This is a genomic window from Pseudomonas parafulva NBRC 16636 = DSM 17004, from assembly GCF_000730645.1.
Taxonomy (GTDB): domain Bacteria; phylum Pseudomonadota; class Gammaproteobacteria; order Pseudomonadales; family Pseudomonadaceae; genus Aquipseudomonas; species Aquipseudomonas parafulva.
Map to the genome: position 1 here is coordinate 41,019 of NZ_BBIU01000013.1, position 21,782 is coordinate 62,800.

Sequence of the window (21,782 nt, forward strand, 5' to 3'; positions counted from 1 at the left end):
GCCAACTGAAAGAAGTGAGGGGAGCGATTTGATAACGAGAAATAGATCGCCGGAATTCCACGACAGATCGGGCTCGAACTCAATAAGAAAAATGGTACGAGCGGTTGTCTCAAGCCATGGCGCGACGCGTCTTTAGTTTGCGCCAGATGGTCAACCTTACGATCAACCCAGTTCCCGAAGCGAGCCTGGCAAGATAGGAATAGTGCTACACAGCTCTCTTGAGATCGCTCACACCTGATTTTGATGACTGCAGTTCTTGAGGCCTGTAGGGACGAGAAACAGACGTGCAAAGCGATGAATGTCCGGCAACAAGGTTGCTCTGAGTGCTTTCGCTCCGTACACCCGGTCATCACCTGAGGCTCGCCCGCGGAGTGTCGGGCATGATCGTTAGGTCAGGCAGCTGGCTTCCCGCCCTCACCTTGATCGTGTCCCGAGAAGTGGTGTAACTGAACCAACCGAAGGCGCCCTGTGGGCGAAAGAGAGTGGTCATCGTGGTTCTTGGCTAACGTTGAGTTTGCGAAGACCTAACACTCACCAGGGAAACCACGATGACCAAGCCCACTATCGCACTGACCGAGTTGGTTGAGAAAGGGGCAGACGCTGATCTGCTCAAGCAAATGATCCAGTTCGTTGCCCAGCGCATGATGGAATTCGATGTCGAAAGCCTGTGCGGCGCCGGCTTCGACGTTAAAAGCCCTGACCGGATCAACAGCCGCAACGGCTACCGGGATCGCCTCTGGCAAACCCGCGCTGGCGATGTCGATCTCAAGATCCCGAAACTGCGTCAGGGCAGCTATTTACCCGGCTTTCTTGAGCCTCGTCGTACTGCCGAGAAGGCCATGGCGGCGGTGATCCAGGAAGCCTATATCCAAGGCGTTTCAACGCGTTCGGTGGACGAGCTGGTCAAGGCCATGGGCATGACCGGCATTTCCAAGAGCCAAGTGTCACGGCTGGCTGGCGAGATCGATGAACGCGTCCACGCCTTCCTTGATCGCCCTTTGGAAGGCGACTGGCCTTACCTGTGGATCGACGCCACATACGTCAAGGTGCGGGAGGCGGGACGCATCGTCTCGGTCGCCGTAATAATCGCCGTGGCCGTGAACACGGATGGTGGCCGCGAAGTCTTGGGCATGCGGGTTGGGCCGTCGGAGGCCGAGCCGTTCTGGACGGACTTCCTGCGAAGCCTTATGCGGCGCGGCCTGTGTGGCGGGAAGTTGGTCATCTCCGATGCCCACGAAGGTCTGAAGGCTGCGGTTTCCAAGGTCTTCAACGCGACCTGGCAGCGCTGCCGCGCGCATTTCATGCGCAACGCCATGGCCCATGTCGGCAAGGGCCAGCGCACCATGGTAGCGGCGCTTCTGCGTACGGTTTTCGCCCAGGATAGCCGCGCTGAATGCCACCAACAGTGGCGCTTGGTTGCAGACCAACTGCGCGAAAAGTACCCCAAGATCGCAACACTCATGGACGGGTGCGAGGACGAGGTGCTGGCGCACATGGCGTTTCCCAAAGCGCATCGACAGCAACTGCACAGCACCAATCCACTGGAGCAGCTCAACGCAGAGATCAAGCGCCGCACCGACGTCGTGGGCATCTTCCCCAACGATCCTGCGATCACACGGCTGGTAGGGGCGATGCTGCTGGAGCAGAACGACGAATGGTGCCTGCAACGGCGATATATGCAGTTGGAGGCCTTTGAATCCGTCAGCGATAATCCACAGGCCAAGCTGTCGGCCGTGATCAACTAAACGGCAAACTCAGTGGCCAGAGCCATGATGAGTTACACCACTTCCTGGGACACGATCTTGTACACGGCTCAATCTCGCTCAAAGGTGAGAGCTCACCCCTGAGCGGCTCGATCGCAATTCAGAATGATTTTTTTGCTCCCCCATATAACCTGATTAGCAAATGGTCAGAAGAGCTATGCGTCCTGAGTTCGAGGCTCTTTAGCGGGGGAGAATTCCACCGTGATGAAGTACTCGGTCTCCTCCTTCGTGCTTGCGGTGATCTGCGCGTTTGCGCCTCCTTGCAGCATTTGAGCTTGGATTTGGAACTCTATATTGCGGTCGTTCGAGAACGACGTGGTCTCTTTGATTTCGAGCGACGCTACTTCACACGCACCGATTTCACGAGCCATCACCACCGCTGCCCAAGATGGTTCAAAGGCCAACCAGAAGTAATCCGCTCTGGTCAGGCGGTCGCCCTCATGCCATTGCTTACCTCTAAGCCGAAACTCCCTGGAGTCCATAGCATTCCTAGCCTGATCGTTCTTGCTGGAGTAGGACGCACTACCACCGCCGTAACCAGCAACGTCAGTGGATGCAGATCCGTCGATTGAGCTACGGGCCACCTCAGCAGATTTTTTTGAGATCTGGATTCTGGTCGCTCCCATGTCGACCAGCATTTTGATCAGCTCTGCTTCACGCTCAGCGAGCAAAATTTGGTCATACCGCTCGCTTGGGATGTACAGGTTACGCTTGTCATGGGTTGCGGCACCTGCCAGCGGATGACGCTTGTAGACTTTTCCAACTAGCGGGTGCCCTGGCTCGAATCGGAACCCAGCCTTCTCGGCCAGGGCGGGAGTTACAGAGTGCTTACGCATATACGCTGCAAATCGAGCTGCTTCTAGTGCCTGAGCTTCGTTCAACTGTTTTCGTTCTTCCGCATTCGCTACCGCATAGCGGGATATCAATTGAACGAAAAATGGGCTAACTGCCGCTGCGCCGACTGCAGAGACTAAAAGCCCAATCGGGGTGGTCCGCATCGTAGCGATAGCGGCAAGGCTCAATCCACTCAACGCCAGCTTATCCCAGCTTTTTTCATCTGGTGAGATTGGACTTAGCGAGCCCTCTACATCTTTGACTGGGGCACCTTCTGTCACGTAGATGTGATCAAGCACTAAAGGCCCAAGGGTCTCGTCTTCACTAGGAAGATTGATTACATTCACTTGCGATCACCTCTGGGTATGATTGGTCATATCTGCTTCGGCTGATTTTCCGTTTACTTAATTTTTGTGATGAGCGTGCTGTGAAGGCACGGGCGTGGAGCATGGCTGGTCACTGGTGTCTGGACAGCGCCCACCCATTTGTTTTCCGAGGTTTCTTAAGCGTCCACTCATCAATCATGTCGGCCCAATCCTGCAACATGGCTCGACGCTGATCACGATACTCGGCTTTGTTGTACACGGCTCGCACACCTTTCTGCTCGTGCGCGAGGCACTTCTCGATCCAGTCTGAGTTGTAGCCCGCCTCATGCAACAGCGTGCTAGCCGTACGTCGCAGGTCGTGGGGACCGAACTTGCCTAGGGGCACTCCTTCCTTTTGGGCAAGGCGATAGGTCAGCGTCAGTACCTGGTTAATCGTGGCCGCACTCATTGGCAAATCAGAGTCGTACCGTGACGGCAAAACGTAGTCTGAACCTCCTGCCAAGGTTTTCAACGCGATGAAGAAATCCAATGCCTGCTGGGACAGAAACACCAAATGAGGGTTACGACGCCTCATCCGCTCTTTGGGGATCGTCCACAGCGCCTCGCTGAAATTGATCTCACTCCACGTCGCGTTGGTCAGTTCGCTCTTACGCACCATTGTCAGCAGTAGGAGTTTGGCCGCTGCGCGAACCGAAGTCGCAGTGCCGATTCTGTCCATGTACTGGTACATCGGCGCAATTTCATCGGGCATCAACGCACGGTCGCGCGGCTCAAATTTCGCGATGCTGGCAGGCCGCACCAGATCGGCAGGGTTTTCAACCTTTTGGCCACGCTCAATGGCCCAACGGAAGACTTGCAGCACGATCTCCCGTGAGTGGACGGCGGTTGCAGGGGCACCCCGCTCCACTATGGCATCCGTCAGCGCAAGCAGATCCTCATGGGTGATTTCGACTAGCTTCTGATTGCCAAATTTCGGCTTCAACTCACGCTCGTAGACTGATCGACGCATGTCTCGCGTCGAGTCCGCCATCTGGTAACCGCGCAGCCATTTTTCAGCCCAAGCGTCAAAAGTCTCAGCACCCTTCGTGCGCGCCTTCGCACGCGCTTTTTCCTTAGCTGGAGACTTGCCAGCGGCGACCATCTCCTTCGCCTCCCCTAGCCGCTCGCGAGCCTCTGCCAGAGTGATCCCCCCTAAGCCGTAACGACCGAAGGTGATGGTCTCCTGCCGGCCGTTGATGGAGTAGTTGTAGCGAAAGGAGATTGAGCCGGCTGGGGTGACAGCCACGTACAAGCCGTCACGGTCAATCACCTTGTAGAGCTTGTCCTGGGGCTTGAGATTTCGAAGCTTGGTATCGGTGAGCATGGCTTCCACTATTTCAATGAAAAAATATCATGCTCTGAAAAGCGCGGGAAAATGGGGTCGATCCCCAGTAAAACGGGGCCTCTAGGCCAACTCGATACCATGCCAACACTGAGGCAAAGGACATGGTATTGAGCGTCATGCATGGCATTAGATGCAGTCAATACCCCATACCATGCCACACAAAAACCGTGCTTGGCGATGCAGAACGCTACCCGAATTTGCCAGACCCAAAAAGCCAAAAGCCCGCAATTACGCGGGCTTCAGGGCATTTTTTGCTAGATCGTGCCGGGCCATGCCGGACGCAGGATCACTCCCACTCAATCGTCGCAGGCGGCTTGCTCGACACGTCGTAGGTCACCCGCGAAATACCTTCGATTTCGTTGATGATGCGGCCGCTGACGGTTTCCAGCAGTTCGTACGGCAGGTGTGCCCAACGGGCGGTCATGAAGTCTACGGTTTCGACGGCGCGCAGCGCCACGACCCAGGCGTAACGGCGGCCATCGCCTACCACGCCCACCGACTTCACCGGCTGGAACACCACGAAGGCCTGGCTGGTTTTATGGTACCAGTCAGCCTTGCGCAGCTCTTCGATGAAGATATGGTCCGCACGGCGCAGGATGTCGGCGTATTCCTTCTTCACTTCGCCGAGGATGCGCACGCCCAGGCCCGGGCCTGGGAATGGGTGGCGGTAGACCATGTCGTACGGCAGGCCCAGTTCCAGGCCGATCTTGCGCACTTCGTCCTTGAATAGCTCACGCAGTGGCTCGACCAGCTTGAGGTTCATCTCTTCCGGCAGGCCACCCACGTTGTGGTGCGACTTGATCACGTGGGCCTTGCCGCTCTTGGCGCCAGCCGACTCGATCACGTCGGGGTAGATGGTGCCTTGGGCCAGGAACTGGATGTTCGGCAGCTTGCTGGCTTCGGCATCGAAGATGTCGATGAAGGTGCGGCCGATGATCTTGCGCTTCTTCTCGGGGTCGGCTTCGCCGGCCAGGTTGTCGAGGAACTGCTTTTCGGCATCGGCGCGGATCACCTTGACGCCCATGTTCTCCTTGAACATGGCCATCACCTGGTCGCCTTCGTGCAGGCGCAGCAGGCCGTTGTCGACGAACACGCAGGTCAGCTGGTCGCCGATGGCACGGTGCAGCAGCGCCGCAACCACCGAGCTGTCAACACCGCCGGACAGGCCCAGCAGCACGTTGGCCGAACCCACCTGCTCACGCACCTGGGCAATGGCGTCTTCGACGATGTTGGACGGGGTCCACAGGGCTTCGCAACCGCAGATGTCCTGCACGAAGCGGGACAGAATGCGACCGCCCTGCTTGGTGTGGGTCACTTCCGGGTGGAACTGCACGCCGTAGTAACCACGGTTGTCGTCGAACATGCCGGCGATCGGGCAGCTGGGGGTGCTGGCCAGCACGTGGAAGTCGGCTGGCATCTGGGTGACCTTGTCGCCGTGGCTCATCCACACGTCCAGGCCTAGCACGCCGTCAGCGTCGATATGGTCTTCGATGCCGTCGAGCAGGCGGCTTTTGCCTACCACGTCGACACGGGCGTAACCGAACTCACGCAGCTCGGAGCCTGCAACCTTGCCGCCCATCTGTTCGGCCATGGTCTGCATGCCGTAGCAGATGCCCAGCACGGGCACGTTCAGGTCGAACACTGCCTGCGGCGCACGGGGGCTGTTGGCTTCGTGAACCGACTCGGGGCCACCGGCGAGGATGATGCCGCGCGGGTTGAATTCGCGGATCGCTTCATCGTCCATGTCGAACGGGTGCAGTTCGCAGTACACACCAATCTCGCGCACGCGGCGGGCGATCAGCTGGGTGTACTGGGAGCCGAAATCGAGGATCAGGATACGGTGGGCGTGAATATCGAGGGCCATGGGGGAATCTCTGATTCAGCTGCGAGCTTGAAGCTGCAAGCTGCAAGTTGATCGGGGAAAACGCGGCAGCTGCTGAACGCAGCCACCGCTTGGAGCTTGAAGCGCGAGGCTTACTGCTGGCGGCAATCAGCCGACGCGGTAGTTGGGGGCTTCCTTGGTGATCTGTACGTCGTGCACGTGGGACTCGGCCATGCCGGCACCGGTGATGCGCACGAACTCCGGCTTGGTGCGCATCTCTTCGATGGTCGCGCTGCCGGTATAGCCCATGGACGAACGCAGGCCGCCCATCAGCTGGTGGATGATCGCGGCCAGCGCGCCTTTGTACGGCACACGGCCTTCGATACCTTCCGGTACCAGCTTCTCGGCACCGGCCGAGGAGTCCTGGAAGTAGCGGTCGGACGAGCCTTGCGCCTGCGCCATGGCCCCCAGCGACCCCATGCCGCGGTAGGCCTTGTAGGAACGGCCCTGGAACAGCTCGACTTCGCCTGGAGCCTCTTCGGTACCGGCAAACATCGAACCCATCATCACGCAGGACGCACCGGCAACGATGGCCTTGGACAGGTCACCGGAGAAGCGGATACCGCCGTCGGCGATCAGCGGCACGCCTGTGCCTTCCAGCGCAGCGGCAACGTTGGCGATGGCGCTGATCTGCGGCACGCCGACACCGGCAACGATACGGGTGGTGCAGATGGAGCCTGGGCCGATACCGACCTTGACCGCATCGGCGCCCGCTTCGGCCAGGGCCTTGGCAGCAGCGCCAGTGGCGATGTTGCCGCCGATTACCTGCACGTGCGGGTAGGTTTCCTTGACCCAGCGAACGCGGTCTATCACGCCCTTGGAATGACCGTGGGCGGTGTCCACCACCACCACGTCCACACCGGCAGCGACCAAGGCGGCTACGCGCTCACCGGTGTCCTTGCCAGTGCCGACTGCGGCGCCGACACGCAGGCGACCCTGGTCGTCCTTGCTGGCCAGCGGGTAGGCCTTGGCTTTTTCGATGTCCTTGACGGTCATCATGCCCTTGAGGCTGAACTTGTCGTCGACGATCAGCACCTTTTCAAGGCGGTGCTTGTGCAGCAGCTCGCGCACTTCGTTTTTGTTGGCGCCTTCGCGCACGGTGACCAGCCGCTCTTTGGGCGTCATCACGTCGCGGACCTTGGCGTCCAGGCGGGTTTCGAAGCGTACGTCGCGGGAGGTGACGATACCGACCAGATCACCGTTCTCCAGCACCGGAACGCCGGAGATGTTGTTCAGGCGGGTGAGGTCGAAGAGGTCGCGCACGGTGGCGTCGGCTTCGATGGTGATCGGGTCCTTCACCACGCCAGCCTCGAACTTCTTGACCTTGCGCACTTCGCCGGCCTGCTGTTCGATGGTCATGTTCTTGTGAATGATGCCGATGCCGCCTTCCTGGGCCATGGCAATGGCCAGGCGCGCTTCGGTGACGGTGTCCATGGCGGCGGAGACCAGCGGAATGTTCAGCTCGATGCCACGGGTCAAACGGGTCTTGAGACTGACTTCATTGGGCAGTACCTCGGAGTAGCCAGGTACAAGGAGAATGTCGTCGAAGGTCAGGGCTTCTTGGCTGATACGCAGCATCGCGGGGGCTCCCGGGCGGGAAAAATGGAAGCGCGCCATTATACTGATGCACGGCGCGCCGCTCAATGTAAATCAAGCTTCAAGTTACAGGCGGCAGGCTACAGAACGGTGTGTGCCACAGGACCCAGGCCTTGACCGACTGGCACTGGCTTACGCCTTGGCGTTCACCTGCACCACTGCCACCGGCTGGTCGAGCCAGTCGGCGAAGTTATCGAGGAACGCCTGGGTGAAGCCGGCCTCGCCCCAGTTGTTGAACATGAAGCCCAGGTTCGAGAAGGCGCAGGGTTGCAGGAAGATGAAGCCATTGATGTCATCTTCGAACCCACACAGCGGGCAGGTGAAGTTGTCGCTGACCCCCGGCATCCACTCTTCGAGGCTTTCGAACAGCGGCTCGCCCACCTCGCGCCGGCATTCGGGGCAACCGGCTTCTTCAAGAAACCCCTCGGTGGGGGTATAGATGCAGCGCTTGAGCATCACTTCAAGGCCGTTCACCGCTGTGCCAAACGGCAGCTTTTCGGGGTGCAGGGCCACCTTGCGCGCCCCTTCGGCCAGGGCATGGCCCATGCGATTGCCGGCAACCCCGCAGGTGGTCAGTTGCTCCTCGACGACCTTTTCCCGTACCAGCCAGCGCAGGATGGCACGGGCACGTGCCTCGTGCACGGGGACGGTAGACAGCCGGGGAACGATGATGCTCTGGGTATTCATGAACGGTACAGGCCTGGGAAGCTGCAAGGGTCGGGCTATTCTACCCCCTGCTCAGGTGCTCAGGTACCGGCCGATGAGCGCCAGGCCGCTGGCAAGTACCAGCCAGGTGACCAGCCGAACGAACGCTTCGCGCGACAAGCGACAGGCGAGCCTGCGCCCGCACCACAGGCCAACGAACATCACTGGCAGCAAGCACAGGGCGAGCAACAGCAACCCCTTGTCGGCATACACCCCGGCGAGCATGAACAGCGCCAGGCGCACCACCGTGCTGCAACTGATCAAGGCGCTCTGGGTGGCACGCACCTGCTCCTTGGCCTCCAGCCGCGCGCTCAGGTAGAGGGCGTAGAGAAACCCGCCACTGCCGAACAGCGCCCCGAACAAACCGCCCACCGTACCCATCGGCGCCGCCCACCAGCCGGCCAGGGTGGCCGGCCGCACCTTTACCGCCAACCCGTACAGGGCATACCCCGTCACGAACAGCCCCATCAACAACAGCAGCACGTCCGACTTGAGCTTCAGCAGGAACACCACGCCCAAGGTACAACCGATGGCCATGAACGGCAGCAGCCGCAGCAACTCGCCACGCACTACATCGCGACGCGAAGGCAGCAGGTTGCCCAGGGCTGCCACAAAGTCCAGCAACACCAGCAGCGGGATGAGCCGGGACAACGGCATGAAGTTGATCAGAATGGGCCCGGCCACCAGCGCGGTACCAAAGCCGGCAATGCCGAATACCACATAGGCCGCAGCCACCCCCAGCAGGATGGGCAGCCAGCCGAACGGGCTGAACGGCAGTTGGGCGAGCAGGTCAGCGAGCATCCGGGCCACACCTTCTAGTCATTTCAACCTACCTTAACCAGACCACAGGCATGCCGGCTAATATCCAATATCGCCACCCGCCATCTCGAAACGGCATAGCCCATGATCTCTACCCGCCAATTACGCTACTTCGTCGAAATCGCCGAAAGCGGCAGCTTCAGCGCCGCTGCCGAACGCCTGTACATTGCCCAGTCAGCCCTCAGCCGCCAGGTCAAGGAACTGGAGCAGCAACTGGGCACGCCGTTGTTCGAGCGCACCGCCCGCCTACCTCGACTGACGGCCGCCGGCGCGGCATTTCTACCGCGTGCGCGCAACGTGTTGCAGGACCTGGAAAAAGCGGGTGACCTGGCCCGCGCGGTCGGCCAGGGCCTGCGGGGTAGCCTGCGGCTCAGCCATTCCAGCACCGTGCCGCTGACCGGGCTGCTGTTGCAACGCCTAAGTGGCTACCTGCAGGAAAACCCAGAGGTGTGCATGGAAATCGCCCAGCTGTCCTCTGAAGGCCAGCTAGAAGAGCTGGCCCACGGGCGCCTGGATATCGGAATGCTGCGGCTGCCGGTACTGCGCCAACACGAAGGGGTATGCATCGAGCCACTGTTCGATGAGCCGCTGTTATTGGCGGTGGCGGGCCACCACGCCCTGGCCAACCGAAAAAGCATTGGCCTGAACGAGCTGCGTGAGCAACCGTTCATCTCCATCCCCCATCACCAGCGCGGCGGGTTGAGCTACCTGTCGGCAGAACTGTGCATAGCCGCGGGGTTCTTCCCACGGCCGGCCCAGGTGGTTTCGCGCAAGACCACCCAGTTGCAACTGATTCAGGCCGGGTTCGGGGTGGCGTTGCTGCCGCGGTGCGTGCAAGACATCGCCCCCGCTGCACTGCGGTTCATCCCTGTGAACGACCACGGTTGCGTCAGTACGGTGGCGGTTGCCTACCGTCGGGATGCCGGGGCACTGGTGAGGCAATTCAAGGATCACCTGGGCGGCGGCGCTTGACCTTGAAGTAGCTACAGGGTCCACGCTAGGCAAAACACGGAGGTTTTGCAATGAGCATTCAACAGCATTATCTGCAGCCCACGCCGATACTCGACTTCGACGCGCCGGCAATCAGCCGCCTGATTGAAACCCGCGGCTGGCGACAGCTGCCGCCGCAGCGTGGCGCCCAGGCAGTCTACGAGTTTTGCCGCGACGAGATTCTGTTCGGCTACAACGCCGGTGCCGACAGCACACCTGCGTCAGTAACCCTCGAAGAGGGGCTGGGTCACTGCAATACCAAATCGACCCTGTTGATGGCCTTGCTGCGTGCCCTGGGCATCCCTTGCAGGCTACGCGGCTTCACCATCGACAAGCGCCTGCAAAAAGGGGCGCTGACAGCATTTGTCTACTGGCTGGCGCCCCAGGAAATCCTGCACACCTGGGTCGAAGTTTTGCTGGACGGCAGTTGGGTGGTACTGGAGGGAGTGATTCTCGACCAACAGTACCTGCAGGCCGTGCAGGCCCGGTTCAGCGATTGCCGGCATGCTTTCGTGGGGTATGCGGTGGCCACTCCGTCCCTGGCCGAGCCACCTGTTCAATGGACCGGGCGCGACACCTACATACAACGCGAGGGCATTGACCGCGAACTGGGGCTATATGCTTCGCCCGATGCGTTCTATCGCGAGCACAACACCAACCTCAGCGGGGTCAAAGGTTGGTTGTACCGGCACTTTTTCCACCGGCAGCTGAACGCTAACGTGCAACGGATTCGCGCAGGCGCAAAGGGTGAGCGGCCCTGCGACCACGCCGGTCGATGACCCGCTTGCAAGCACTCGGCAACTGGCAACTACCACACAGGCACGACACCCTGCCCCGCTATCCTTTATAGTGCCGCCCATGATCAGAGACCCTTTCGAACGCCTCGGCCTTGACCGGGAAGTGCTCACCGTCAGCCAACTCAACGGCCGCGCCCGGGTGCTGCTGGAAGACGTATTCCGCAGCGTGTGGGTGGAGGGTGAAATCTCCAACCTGGCCCGCCCTGCCTCCGGGCACATGTACTTCACCCTCAAGGACAGCGGCGCCCAGGTGCGCTGTGCGCTGTTCCGGCAAAACGCCACGCGGGTGCGACAGGCATTGCGCGATGGCCTGGCAGTGCGCGTGCGCGGCAAGGTTTCGCTGTTCGAGGGGCGCGGTGACTACCAGCTCATTCTCGACACGGTCGAGCCGGCCGGTGACGGCGCGTTGCGCCTGGCCTTCGAAGCACTGAAGGAAAAACTCGGCGCCGAGGGGCTGTTCAGCACCGAGCGCAAGCAACCCCTGCCGGCCCACCCGCAGCGCATCGGTATCGTGACTTCCCCCACCGGTGCGGTGATCCGCGACATCATCAGCGTGTTTGCCCGGCGTGCACCGCAGGTGGAATTGAACCTGATCCCCACTGCCGTGCAGGGTCGCGACGCCATCGCGCAGATCGTGCGGGCCCTGCGCCTGGCCGACAGCCAAGGCTTCGATGCGTTGATCCTGGCCCGCGGCGGCGGCTCGCTGGAAGACCTGTGGTGCTTCAACGAAGAAGCCGTGGCGCGGGCCGTGGCCGCCTGCCGCACCCCTATCGTGAGCGCCGTAGGCCACGAAACGGACGTCTCGATCAGTGACTTTGTCGCCGATGTACGCGCGCCAACCCCTTCGGCTGCCGCCGAGCTGCTGGCCCCCGACAGCAGCGGCCTGCAACATCGCCTCGATGGCCTGCAACGGCGCCTGCTGCTGCGCATGCAGAACCGCCTGGCCCATGACCGCCTGCGCGTCGAGTCGCTGGCCCGGCGCCTGCGCCACCCAGGCGAGCGCCTGCGCCAACAGGCCCAGCGCCTGGACGACCTGGACATGCGCCTGCGCCGTGCATTCATGCACACCCTCAACCAGCGCCGCGAACGCATGGTGCGCCTGGAAACCCGGCTGGCCGCGCAGCACCCCGGGCGTGCGCTGAAGTTACTCGGCCAGCGCCTGGACAGCCTGGCCGAGCGCCTGCCACGTGCCATGCGCGACGTGCTCAAAGACCGCCGGCAGCGTTTTCAGGCACAACTGCAGACCCTGCAGGTGGTCAGCCCGCTGGCCACCCTGGCACGCGGCTACAGCATCCTGCTGGACGAACGCGGCCAGGCCGTGCGCAGCGCCGAGCAGACCCACAACGGCCAGCGCCTGACGGCACGCCTCAACGAAGGCGAGCTGCATGTACGCGTCGAAGACAACCACCTGACCCCGGTCACGCTCTCTTTACTGGACTGACACATGCCACGTCTGCTCGCCCCCCTGTTTGCCCTCACCCTCACGCTGCTGGCGACCGGCGCCCAGGCCAGCTACATCACCCGCACCCTCGACAAGCCGGTGCCCGGTGGCGTTGCCGTGGTCGACCTCGGCCCGGCCGTCAGCGCCCCCAGTGCGCGCTTCGACGGCAAACCGGTACTGGTGGTGAAGGAGCAGGGCAACTGGCTGGCCATCGTGGGCATACCGCTTACTCAGAAACCCGGCAGCGCTGTGCTGCAGCAAGGCAGCCGTAACCTGCCGTTCACCGTGGGCACCAAGCAGTACCCCGAGCAGCGCATCACCCTCAAGAACACCCGCCAGGTGAACCCCAACCCAGCCGACCTCAAGCGCATCGACCGCGAGCTGGCCGAACAGATCAAGGCCTACCGCAGCTTCAGCCCTGGCCTGCCCAGCAACCTGATCCTCGACAAGCCGGTGAGTGGGCCGCTGTCGAGCAAATTCGGCGTGCGCCGCTTCTTCAATGGCGAAGAGCGCAACCCGCATGCTGGCCTGGACTTCGCCGTACCAGCCGGCACGCCGATCAAGACACCCGCCAACGGCAAGGTGATCTTGGTGGGGGACTATTTCTTCAACGGCCGCACGGTGTTCGTCGACCATGGGCAGGGCTTCATCAGCATGTTCTGCCATATGTCCAAGATCGATGTGAAGGTTGGCCAGCCCTTGCGGCGCGGGGACGTGGTGGGGCGCGTGGGCTCGACCGGGCGTGCGACCGGGCCGCACATGCACTGGAATGTCAGCCTGAACGATGCGCGGGTGGACCCGGCCATTTTCATCGGGGCGTTCCAGCCCTGAGATCGGCGGCAGGGCCAGCACGCGCTCTGCTTCCCTCGATTTGCGCCATCGAAAAATACCCAGCAAAAATACAAAAGCCTGAGCCGGATTAGTGCCATAAAATCTCGCAAAATGGCTTTTTTTAAGCATTCCTCTCAATTTTTTTCAAGCGCTTGCCATCCCCCACCCCACTGGTTAGGGTTGAGGGCATGAAAACCTTCAGCACCCTCATTCTGCTCCGACAACATCGCAGCCTTTGCCTGGTCAGCGCTCGACTACCAGGCTGAATCGCGTCGCCTCGCCCCTTACCTCGTTATTGCCCGGCAGGCCCGACCTCGGCCGCACACAAAAGGATTGCTTCCATGACCATGCTCAAAGACCCTTCGAAGAAATACCGCGCGTTCCCGACCATCGACCTGCCTGACCGTACCTGGCCGTCGAAAACCATCACTGCCGCGCCCATCTGGTGCAGCTCGGACCTGCGTGATGGCAACCAGTCGCTGATCGAGCCGATGGACGCGGAGAAGAAGCTGCGTTTCTGGAAGACCTTGGTGCAAGTCGGCGTGAAGGAAATCGAAGCCTCGTTCCCGTCCGCCTCGCAGACCGATTTCGACTTCGTGCGTACGTTGATCGAAGACGGCCACATCCCGGATGACACCACCATTCAGGTGCTCACCCAGGCCCGTGAAGACCTCATCGCCCGTACCTTCGAGTCGCTGCGCGGTGCCAAGAAGGCCATCGTGCACCTGTACAACGCCACCTGCCCGGCCTTCCGCCGCATCGTCTTCAACCAGGACAAGCAGGGCGTGAAGGACATCGCGGTGAACGCGGCCAAGCTGTTCGTCAAATATGCTGCCCAGCAGCCGGAAACCCATTGGACCTTCCAGTACTCGCCCGAAACCTTCAGCGCGACCGAAATGGAATTCGCCAAGGAAGTGTGCGATGCGGTGATCGAGGTGTGGAACCCCACCCCGGAGCACAAGCTCATCCTCAACCTGCCGGCCACCGTGGAAGTTGCCACGCCGAACATCTACGCCGACCAAATCGAGTGGTTCTGCCGCAACATCAACCGCCGCGATAGCGTGATCATCAGCCTGCACTGCCACAACGACCGTGGCACCGGCATCGCCGCCACCGAACTGGGCCTGATGGCCGGCGCCGACCGTGCCGAGGGCTGCCTGTTCGGCAACGGCGAGCGTACCGGCAACGTCGACCTGGTCACCCTGGCCCTGAACCTCTACACCCAGGGTATCGACCCGTTGCTGGACTTCTCCGACATCGACGGCGTGCGCAAGGTCGTGGAAGAGTGCAACCAGCTGCCGGTTCACCCACGCCATCCGTATGTGGGTGACCTGGTACACACCGCCTTCTCCGGCTCGCACCAGGATGCTATCCGCAAGGGCCTGGCCAAACAGCAGGAAGGCGCATTGTGGGAGGTGCCTTACCTGCCGATCGACCCGGCCGATATCGGCCGCAGCTACGAGGCTGTCATCCGTGTGAACAGCCAGTCGGGCAAAGGTGGCATCACCTACCTGCTCGAACAGGAATACGGCATCAGCCTGCCGCGCCGCATGCAAATCGAGTTCAGCCAGGTGGTACAGGGCGAAACCGACCGCCTGGGCCTGGAAATGACCGCCCAGCAGATCTACAGCCTGCTGCACAAGGAATACCTCCAGGCCAACGCGCCCTATGCCTTGGTCAGCCACCGCCTGCAGGAAGAAAACGGCCACAGCGCCGTGGAAGTGGAGGTCGCCGGCGAAGGCGAAACCACCCTGCACTGGCGCGGCAAGGGCAATGGCGCCCTGGAAGCCCTGGTGGCAGGCCTGCCAGTGGCCGTGGAAATCATGGACTACAACGAGCACGCCATTGGCGCGGGCACCAATGCCAAGGCCGCGGCGTACATCGAGCTGCGTGTGGCAGGTGGTCGCCCGGTGCACGGTGTGGGCATCGATGAAAACATCACTACAGCCAGCTTCAAAGCCCTGTTCAGCGCGCTGAACCGCTCGCTGAGCCAGCAGCAAGCCAAGGCGGCCTGATCAGCCATTGCGAGCAAAGCTCGCTCCGCCGAATGCCCCACTTACCGGCAGGAGCGAGCAAAGCTTGCGATGCGCCGCCTGCGGCGCACCTTCCCCAGGCCAAAAAAAAGGGCGCCGACCAAGCGCCCTAAAAGCCGTAAAGCACACAACAAATTCAGTTGCCTTCAACCAGGGCCATCGCCTCGGCGCTGCAGGCCTGGATCCGCGCCCAGTCGCCGTTCTTGACCCAGTTGCTGTCCAGCATCCAGGTCCCCCCCACGCACATCACATTCGGCAGCGCCATGTAATTGCGCACATTGGCCGGGTTCACGCCGCCCGTTGGGCAGAAACGGATATCGCCGAACGGCCCGCCGAAGGCCTTGATCGCGGCAACCCCGCCACTGATCTCCGCCGGGAACAGCTTGAAGCGGCGATAGCCCAGCGCATAACCCATCATGATCTCGGACGGTGTGCTGATACCCGGCAGCAGCGGGATCTCGCTCTCCACACCCGCCAGCAGGATGTCCTGGGTAATGCCCGGGGTCACCACGAACTGGGCACCAGCAGCCTCGACCGCGGCAAACATTTTACGATCGAGCACGGTACCTGCGCCCACGCACAGCTCTGGGCGCTGCTCACGCAGCACCTGGATGGCCTTCAGCCCGTGCTGCGAGCGTAGCGTTACTTCCAGGGTGCGGATGCCACCTGCTGCCAGCGCGTCAGCCAGTGGCAGGATGTCTTGCTCGCGGGCAATGGTAATCACCGGCAGGATGCGCGCCGCTTCGCAGATGGCGTCGACCCGGTCGGCTTTCCCGGCCATGGAAAGCAGGGGCTGTGGGCGTTCAAGGGTGGTCATGACTGTGGATCCTTGGCTCATGGGCACCAGTAGATGTCCAGGGGGGCATGTAGAAAGGCGCGAATCGGCATTTGCGCGAGGTCGTTGTCAGCCAGCGCGGCGCGCAGGGTAGCGAGTTTGCCCTGCCCTTGCACGGACAGCGCAGTGAAAGCGGCGCCCGCCAGCAGCGAGCGGGTCATGGACAGCCGCTGGTGCGGCACCACCGGCGCGAGCATTGGCAAACAGCGACGCGGGTGGGTTGTGTCCAAGCCAAGAGCCAGGTTGGGGCTGCCGGGAAAGAGCGAGGCGGTGTGCCCGTCATCCCCCATGCCCAGCACCAACACGTCTATCGGCGGCAGCTCGCCCAATGCCTGGTCGGCCAGCTCGGCGGCCGCCTCGAGGTTGGGCGCCTGCTGGTACAGGCCGAGGAAGCGGGCCTTGGCAGCAGCCCCCTTGAACAGATGCCGGGCCAGTAGCCCGGCGTTGCTGTCCGCATGTTCGACCGGCACCCAGCGCTCATCGGCCAGGCTGACCGTGACGTTGTTCCAGTCCAGAGGCTGGCCGGCCAGTTGTTCCAGGAAAGCCACCGGGCTGCGCCCACCCGACAACACCACGCAGGCATGCCCGTTGGCGGCAATGGCGGCGCGCAGGCGTGCAGCCACGTCTTCGGCCAGGGTGGCAGCCAGGGTACGGGCATCTGCCAGGGCGTGCGCTGTAGCGCTCGCGGGCAGTTGCAGTTCAGATATTGCCTCAGATGTCGCCATACCAGGCCCTCCCATCGCGTGTGATCAATGCAATCGAGCTCATCGGCCCCCAACTGCCGGCCGCATAAGGCTTGGGGGCGTCACCGGCGTTACGCCAGCCGGCGATCAGCTGGTCGCACCACTGCCAAGCGTGCTCGATCTCATCCTTGCGCACGAACAGGTTCTGGTTGCCACGCATCACTTCGAGCAACAAGCGCTCGTAGGCATCCGGAATCCGCGCACTGCGCCAGGCATCGGAAAAATTCAGCTGCAACGGGCCGCTGCGCAATTGCATGCCCTTGTCCAGCCCCTGCTCCTTGGTCATGACCCGCAACGAAATGCCTTCGTCAGGCTGCAGGCGAATGATCAGCTTGTTCCCCACCTGCAAACGTTGTTCCGGGGCAAAGATATAGTGGGGCGTCTCCTTGAAGTGGATGACGATCTGCGACAGTTTTTGCGGCATGCGCTTGCCGGTACGCAGGTAGAACGGCACACCCGACCAGCGCCAGTTGCGGATGTCGGCGCGCAAGGCCACGAACGTTTCGGTGTCGCTCTGGGCGTTGGCGTTGTCTTCTTCAAGGTAACCGGGTACCGGCTTGCCATCGCTGTAGCCGGCAATGTACTGGCCGCGCACCACACGGGTGCTCAGCCCATCGCCGGTGATCGGGGCCAGTGCCTTTAGCACCTTTACCTTCTCGTCGCGGATAGCGTCTGCAGACAGCTCGCTGGGTGGGTCCATGGCGATCAGGCACAGCAGCTGCAGCAGGTGGTTCTGAATCATGTCGCGCAGCTGCCCGGCCTTGTCGAAGTAGCCCCACCGGCCTTCGATGCCGACCTTCTCGGCCACGGTGATTTCCACGTGGGAGATGGAGTTCTGGTTCCACTGGGTTTCGAACAGGCTGTTGGCAAAGCGCAGGGCAATCAGGTTCTGCACCGTTTCCTTGCCCAGGTAGTGGTCGATGCGGTACACGCGGTTCTCCGGGAAGAACCGCGCCACGGCGTCGTTGACCCGGCGCGACGACTCAAGGTCGTGCCCGATGGGCTTTTCAAGCACCACACGGGTGCGCGCACTGAGGCCTGCGTTGTCCAGGTTTTCGCAGATCGCCCCGTACACCGCGGCGGCAGTGGCAAAGTAGGCAATCAACGGCTGCTCGCCCGGCACCTGCTCGGCCAGGGCCTGATAGCCCTCGGGCTGAAGAAAATCCAGGTGCTGGTAATGCAGCCGGGCCAGGAAGCGTGCGAGTGCCACCGGCTCCAGGTCCGCTTGCGCCACGTGCTGGCGCAGGTGCGCTTCGATGGTGCTCAGGTGGTCCTGGGCGCTGCCCGCCTCACGAGCCAGCGCCAGCAGGCGCGTCTGGGGGTGCAGCAGGTTGGCCCGGTCGAGTTGGTACAGCGCAGGAAACAGCTTGCGCAGCGCCAGGTCGCCCAAGGCGCCAAACAGGGCAAAGGTGCAAGGTTCGACACTGATTGCAGCCATGATGTTGGTTCTTTCCTAAAGTTGGACTAGGAATACCGCTTTCACATACGGTTTTCAAGGGCTAATGTAGTAAAAACCATAACATTAGACAGAAGTACGACAGACAAGTGGTGCGCAACCCGCACCGCCAGTACGATAGACGACCGTGCAAAAGGCCTGCTGCTCCCACAGCCGCCTGTCTTCCCGACCCAAGGACACCCCATGGACCGCGTGAGAAACCTCCTGGAACAGATCCAGGGACGCCTCGACGAGCTGAACAAGGCCGAACGCAAAGTCGCCGAAGTCATTCTGCTCAACCCGCAACAAGCCACCCGTTTCAGCATCGCTGCACTGGCCCAGGCGGCCAAGGTCAGCGAGCCTACCGTCAACCGCTTCTGCCGTTCGTTCGGCGTCAGCGGCTACCCCGAACTCAAGCTGCAACTGGCGCAGAGCCTGGCCAGCGGCGCCGCCTATGTCAGCCGGGCGGTGGAGGCCGACGATGACCCGGCGGCCTATACCCAGAAGATCTTCGCCAGCGCCATCGCTTCGCTCGACAGTGCCTGCCAGCAGCTCGACTCGCAGCAAGTCAGCCGCGCCGTGGACATGATGATCCAGGCCCGGCAGATCCATTTCTTCGGCCTGGGCGCCTCTGCCCCGGTGGCACTGGACGCCCAGCACAAGTTCTTCCGCTTCAACCTGGCCGTGTCGGCCCACGCCGACGTGCTGATGCAACGCATGCTGGCCTCGGTGGCGCATACCGGCGACCTGTTCGTGATCATTTCCTACACCGGGCGTACCCGCGAACTGGTCGAGGTGGCGCGTCTGGCGCGGGAAAACGGCGCCTCGGTACTGGGCCTGACTGCTGCCGGTTCGCCGCTGGCCAATGCCTGCAGCCTCAGCCTGCACATTCCACTGCCCGAGGACACCGACATCTACATGCCCATGACCTCGCGCATCATCCAGCTGACCGTACTCGACGTACTGGCCACCGGCATGACCCTGCGCCGCGGTGTGGACTTCCAGCCGCACCTGCGCAAGATCAAGGAAAGCCTCAACGCCAGCCGCTACCCCATCGAGGACGACGAGCTCAACTGAGCCGGTGCGCCTGCAGGCTCAGGTGCGCGCGCTGCCCCGGTGCCAGGCTCAGGCCTTCGTCACTGCCGCTGGCCGCTTCGACGCACACGAAGCGCTGGCACTCGCGGCCCGTCACACCCAGTAAAGGCCGGCTGCCCGGGTGCCAGACCACCGTGTCATCGCTGTCACCGGTGTCGATGCACAGCTCGCGCTGCCAGGCCGGGTCCTGCAACTGCACACGGGGTATGCCCGGGTACACCCGCTGGCAGCCGCCCTTGAGCTTCAAGGCGCCACCCTGGCGGCAGGCCTGACGGCTGAGCCGGTCATAACCTTCGATGTCTTCCAGCCCGGACAGCGCTATCTCGGACACGTCACTGATACGCCAGTACGCCAGCAGCGCATGGCTCAGTTGGCAAGGCTCGCTGTCCTGGTGCTCGGTACTCAGGCTCAGCTCCATGCGGCTGCCCAGCCGGGCGTGCAGGTCCACCTGCCAATCGCACAGTTCCAGCCGCCACCTGAGGCTGACCCCCTGCTCGTCCTCCTGGCTGTCTATCAGCTTCCAGTCCAGCAACCGCGCCCAGCCATGGGCTGGCCACAAATCCTCGCTAGGGTGGCGGCCATACCACGGCCAGCACACCGGCACACCGCCGCGGATGGCACCCACCTGCGGCCACTGCTCGGCGCACCACAGCCAGGGCCGCTCGCCTGCCGGTTGGAAGTGCAGCAGTTGCGCGCCCTGGCGGCTGAACACCGCCTGGCAGCGGGGATGATCGATGACCAGCACATCACGCTGCTGGTAACGCTCCCACTCGAACGTCGGCCGCGGCCGCTGCGAGGCAAAGAAGCGATGAAGCGGATGTTCCGGCATGGTTCAGGGCTCTTGTTGTTTGAGGTAGCGCTGTCTCGGCCTGTCCCCGCCACCCACTGCTGGGCAGTGGGTATGGGGCGCCAAAAAGGGATTGGCGTAAATTTACAACAAATGGCGTCAGAATGACGACTGAATCTTCAGGCCTGCGACCAGCGCGTTATCCACTTCGTCCACCCCGCCCGGGCTCTTGATGTACTGCAGGTTGGGGCGCACGGTCAGCCAGTTGGTCACGTGGAAACCGTAGTACAGCTCGGCGTTGTACTCGGTGCGCTGCAGCGGCACGAAGCCCGGGTTGTTGTAATCGTCGATGCCGCTTTGCGCGTTGAGCTGCTGCGCGCGCTTGCGCACATCGTCGTTGACATGGATACGCGCGATACCAAAGCCGATGTCGTCTTTGGGGCGTGCATCGAACGCGCCTTTGTACACCATGCCCACCTGCTGGTAGTTGTCCACCACGTTGGTGGCCTTGTCATGCACGGTGAAGTTGGCGAACAGGCTGAGGCCACGGTTGACGTCCCCGGCCTGGGCCGTGACTTGCTGCTGCGCCACCACCCACCAGCCATGCTTGCTGGAATGGGACTTGAAGCCCGACCCGCTGATGCCCTGGGCATTGCCGTTCACGTCCTTGTAAACGTCCTGGGCGTCGGCAGTGCTGTAGTAGTAACCCAGGCGGTACTCGCCCGGCAGACCGTTGACCTTGGGCGACCAGACCATTTCCACCGGCAGGATCGCCCCCTTGGTGCCGCTGCCGCTGAGCTTGAAGCCATTGCCGGTTTCCAGGTTGGAGGGGTTCTGCTCGTACGCGCCTACCTGCACGAAGAACTCCGGCGTGATGTTGTACTTGACCCGCAGCGCCCACTGGCTCACCGGCCAGTTGTACCAGATGCCGCCCACCCAGTTACCCACCTGCGAGCCGCAGAACGACAGGTTCTGGAAGTCGCACGGGAAGCTGTTGAAGTCCTCGCCCTCGCCAAACCGGCCGAATTTCACGTCCAGTGCGCCATCGAAGTACTTCTGCTTGACCCACATCTGGGTCAGGCGCCAGGTCTGGCCACGGCCCCATACTTCCTGCACCGAGCTGAACTGCCCGGCACGCGGGTCGCTGATGCGGTCGTTGGACAGGTTGCGGCCGCTGCGCTCGGTGATCGCCAGCTTGAACTCGGCATCGTGCCAGCCAAGAATCTTTTGCAGGTCCAGGTGTGCGCCCAGGGCAAACTGATCGCTGTAGCGCGCCGTCTTGTCGTGGTTGTAGCCGCCGCGCAGGTTACCGGCCACCTCCCCCACGTAGTCGACGGTGAAGTCGTAGCCCTTGTCGAGCAGCTCGGTACGGGTGCCACCCCAGTCCCCGGTCATCCATTTGGATTCACTGGAAAAGGCCTCGGCAGCTTGAGCGGCAGTGCTGCAGGCCATTGCCAGCGGTGCCAACAGGGCCAGTGAGCCCCAG

General features: G+C 62.1%; 18 protein-coding genes. 7 read left to right on the forward strand and 11 right to left on the reverse strand.

What is annotated here, in order from left to right; all coding sequences use genetic code 11:
* Window positions 1-548 precede the first annotated feature (548 nt).
* Window positions 549-1,745: an IS256 family transposase gene (locus PPA02S_RS09625; protein ID WP_042141551.1), complete on the forward strand. Its 1,197-nt coding sequence runs from the start codon at window positions 549-551 to the stop codon at window positions 1,743-1,745.
* Between the two features lie 173 nt (window positions 1,746-1,918).
* Here the strand turns inward: PPA02S_RS09625 and PPA02S_RS09630 are convergent, their stop codons facing one another.
* From PPA02S_RS09630 to PPA02S_RS09655, 6 genes are all read right to left on the reverse strand, one after another.
* Window positions 1,919-2,944, reverse strand: a complete 1,026-nt coding sequence (locus tag PPA02S_RS09630) for a hypothetical protein (protein ID WP_154660039.1) — start codon at window positions 2,942-2,944, stop codon at window positions 1,919-1,921.
* A 109-nt stretch (window positions 2,945-3,053) separates the two neighbouring features.
* Window positions 3,054-4,286, reverse strand: a complete 1,233-nt coding sequence (locus PPA02S_RS09635) for a tyrosine-type recombinase/integrase (RefSeq protein ID WP_028631456.1) — start codon at window positions 4,284-4,286, stop codon at window positions 3,054-3,056.
* Between the two features lie 307 nt (window positions 4,287-4,593).
* Window positions 4,594-6,171 (reverse strand): glutamine-hydrolyzing GMP synthase, encoded by a 1,578-nt coding sequence (guaA, locus tag PPA02S_RS09640; RefSeq protein WP_028631457.1) that lies wholly within the window; start codon window positions 6,169-6,171, stop codon window positions 4,594-4,596.
* A gap of 126 nt (window positions 6,172-6,297) precedes the next feature.
* Window positions 6,298-7,767: an IMP dehydrogenase gene (gene guaB, locus PPA02S_RS09645; protein ID WP_028631458.1), complete on the reverse strand. Its 1,470-nt coding sequence runs from the start codon at window positions 7,765-7,767 to the stop codon at window positions 6,298-6,300.
* A gap of 150 nt (window positions 7,768-7,917) precedes the next feature.
* Window positions 7,918-8,472, reverse strand: a complete 555-nt coding sequence (locus tag PPA02S_RS09650; protein WP_028631459.1) for a hypothetical protein — start codon at window positions 8,470-8,472, stop codon at window positions 7,918-7,920.
* Window positions 8,473-8,523: 51 nt separating this feature from the next.
* On the reverse strand, window positions 8,524-9,279 hold the full coding sequence (locus PPA02S_RS09655; RefSeq protein WP_028631460.1) for a sulfite exporter TauE/SafE family protein: 756 nt from the start codon (window positions 9,277-9,279) through the stop codon (window positions 8,524-8,526).
* A 114-nt stretch (window positions 9,280-9,393) separates the two neighbouring features.
* On the opposite strand from PPA02S_RS09655, the gene PPA02S_RS09660 reads away from it, so the two are divergent.
* The 5 genes from PPA02S_RS09660 to leuA all read left to right on the forward strand — a co-directional run bounded on the left by PPA02S_RS09660 (window position 9,394) and on the right by leuA (window position 15,383).
* Window positions 9,394-10,281, forward strand: coding sequence for a LysR family transcriptional regulator (locus PPA02S_RS09660; RefSeq protein WP_028631461.1), 888 nt, complete (start codon window positions 9,394-9,396; stop codon window positions 10,279-10,281).
* A 50-nt stretch (window positions 10,282-10,331) separates the two neighbouring features.
* Window positions 10,332-11,078: a transglutaminase-like domain-containing protein gene (locus tag PPA02S_RS09665; RefSeq protein ID WP_028631462.1), complete on the forward strand. Its 747-nt coding sequence runs from the start codon at window positions 10,332-10,334 to the stop codon at window positions 11,076-11,078.
* A gap of 79 nt (window positions 11,079-11,157) precedes the next feature.
* Complete coding sequence (xseA, locus tag PPA02S_RS09670) at window positions 11,158-12,537, forward strand: exodeoxyribonuclease VII large subunit (protein ID WP_033727885.1); 1,380 nt, start codon at window positions 11,158-11,160, stop codon at window positions 12,535-12,537.
* 3 nt (window positions 12,538-12,540) lie between these two features.
* On the forward strand, window positions 12,541-13,368 hold the full coding sequence (locus PPA02S_RS09675; RefSeq protein ID WP_028631464.1) for a M23 family metallopeptidase: 828 nt from the start codon (window positions 12,541-12,543) through the stop codon (window positions 13,366-13,368).
* Between the two features lie 341 nt (window positions 13,369-13,709).
* Window positions 13,710-15,383 carry a 2-isopropylmalate synthase gene (leuA, locus tag PPA02S_RS09680; protein WP_028631465.1) on the forward strand — a complete coding sequence of 558 codons (1,674 nt, stop codon included), beginning with the start codon at window positions 13,710-13,712 and terminating at the stop codon, window positions 15,381-15,383.
* 154 nt (window positions 15,384-15,537) lie between these two features.
* Here the strand turns inward: leuA and PPA02S_RS09685 are convergent, their stop codons facing one another.
* Genes PPA02S_RS09685 through zwf form a run of 3 tightly spaced genes read right to left on the reverse strand, consistent with a single transcriptional unit; the run spans window position 15,538 to window position 18,417 of the window.
* Window positions 15,538-16,218: a bifunctional 4-hydroxy-2-oxoglutarate aldolase/2-dehydro-3-deoxy-phosphogluconate aldolase gene (locus PPA02S_RS09685; protein ID WP_028631466.1), complete on the reverse strand. Its 681-nt coding sequence runs from the start codon at window positions 16,216-16,218 to the stop codon at window positions 15,538-15,540.
* Between the two features lie 17 nt (window positions 16,219-16,235).
* Window positions 16,236-16,976: a 6-phosphogluconolactonase gene (gene pgl, locus PPA02S_RS09690; protein ID WP_028631467.1), complete on the reverse strand. Its 741-nt coding sequence runs from the start codon at window positions 16,974-16,976 to the stop codon at window positions 16,236-16,238.
* A complete protein-coding gene (gene zwf, locus PPA02S_RS09695) occupies window positions 16,948-18,417 on the reverse strand; it encodes a glucose-6-phosphate dehydrogenase (protein ID WP_028631468.1) in 1,470 nt (489 codons plus the stop codon). The genes pgl and zwf overlap by 29 nt, the downstream gene beginning before the upstream one ends.
* A 210-nt stretch (window positions 18,418-18,627) precedes the next feature.
* On the opposite strand from zwf, the gene hexR reads away from it, so the two are divergent.
* Window positions 18,628-19,491 carry a DNA-binding transcriptional regulator HexR gene (hexR, locus tag PPA02S_RS09700; RefSeq protein WP_174435881.1) on the forward strand — a complete coding sequence of 288 codons (864 nt, stop codon included), beginning with the start codon at window positions 18,628-18,630 and terminating at the stop codon, window positions 19,489-19,491.
* Here the strand turns inward: hexR and PPA02S_RS09705 are convergent.
* Entirely contained in the window at window positions 19,484-20,338 is an 855-nt protein-coding gene (locus PPA02S_RS09705) for a D-hexose-6-phosphate mutarotase (RefSeq protein ID WP_028631470.1), read from the reverse strand. The genes hexR and PPA02S_RS09705 overlap by 8 nt on opposite strands.
* A 117-nt stretch (window positions 20,339-20,455) precedes the next feature.
* The gene (locus tag PPA02S_RS09710; protein WP_245614665.1) at window positions 20,456-21,748 is read right to left on the reverse strand and encodes a carbohydrate porin; all 1,293 of its coding nucleotides are present in this window, start codon (window positions 21,746-21,748) and stop codon (window positions 20,456-20,458) included.
* Between the last annotated feature and the right edge of the window lie 34 nt (window positions 21,749-21,782).

Coding starts and splice junctions, on each gene's coding strand:
- guaA (WP_028631457.1), bottom strand. CDS start 6,171: ATGGCCCTCGATATTCACGCCCACCGTATCCTGATCCTCGATTTCGGC.
- PPA02S_RS09675 (WP_028631464.1), top strand. CDS start 12,541: ATGCCACGTCTGCTCGCCCCCCTGTTTGCCCTCACCCTCACGCTGCTG.
- pgl (WP_028631467.1), bottom strand. CDS start 16,976: ATGGGAGGGCCTGGTATGGCGACATCTGAGGCAATATCTGAACTGCAA.
- PPA02S_RS09685 (WP_028631466.1), bottom strand. CDS start 16,218: ATGACCACCCTTGAACGCCCACAGCCCCTGCTTTCCATGGCCGGGAAA.
- PPA02S_RS09625 (WP_042141551.1), top strand. CDS start 549: ATGACCAAGCCCACTATCGCACTGACCGAGTTGGTTGAGAAAGGGGCA.
- zwf (WP_028631468.1), bottom strand. CDS start 18,417: ATGGCTGCAATCAGTGTCGAACCTTGCACCTTTGCCCTGTTTGGCGCC.
- PPA02S_RS09660 (WP_028631461.1), top strand. CDS start 9,394: ATGATCTCTACCCGCCAATTACGCTACTTCGTCGAAATCGCCGAAAGC.
- guaB (WP_028631458.1), bottom strand. CDS start 7,767: ATGCTGCGTATCAGCCAAGAAGCCCTGACCTTCGACGACATTCTCCTT.
- leuA (WP_028631465.1), top strand. CDS start 13,710: ATGACCATGCTCAAAGACCCTTCGAAGAAATACCGCGCGTTCCCGACC.
- xseA (WP_033727885.1), top strand. CDS start 11,158: ATGATCAGAGACCCTTTCGAACGCCTCGGCCTTGACCGGGAAGTGCTC.
- PPA02S_RS09665 (WP_028631462.1), top strand. CDS start 10,332: ATGAGCATTCAACAGCATTATCTGCAGCCCACGCCGATACTCGACTTC.
- PPA02S_RS09635 (WP_028631456.1), bottom strand. CDS start 4,286: ATGCTCACCGATACCAAGCTTCGAAATCTCAAGCCCCAGGACAAGCTC.
- PPA02S_RS09650 (WP_028631459.1), bottom strand. CDS start 8,472: ATGAATACCCAGAGCATCATCGTTCCCCGGCTGTCTACCGTCCCCGTG.
- PPA02S_RS09705 (WP_028631470.1), bottom strand. CDS start 20,338: ATGCCGGAACATCCGCTTCATCGCTTCTTTGCCTCGCAGCGGCCGCGG.
- PPA02S_RS09710 (WP_245614665.1), bottom strand. CDS start 21,748: ATGGCCTGCAGCACTGCCGCTCAAGCTGCCGAGGCCTTTTCCAGTGAA.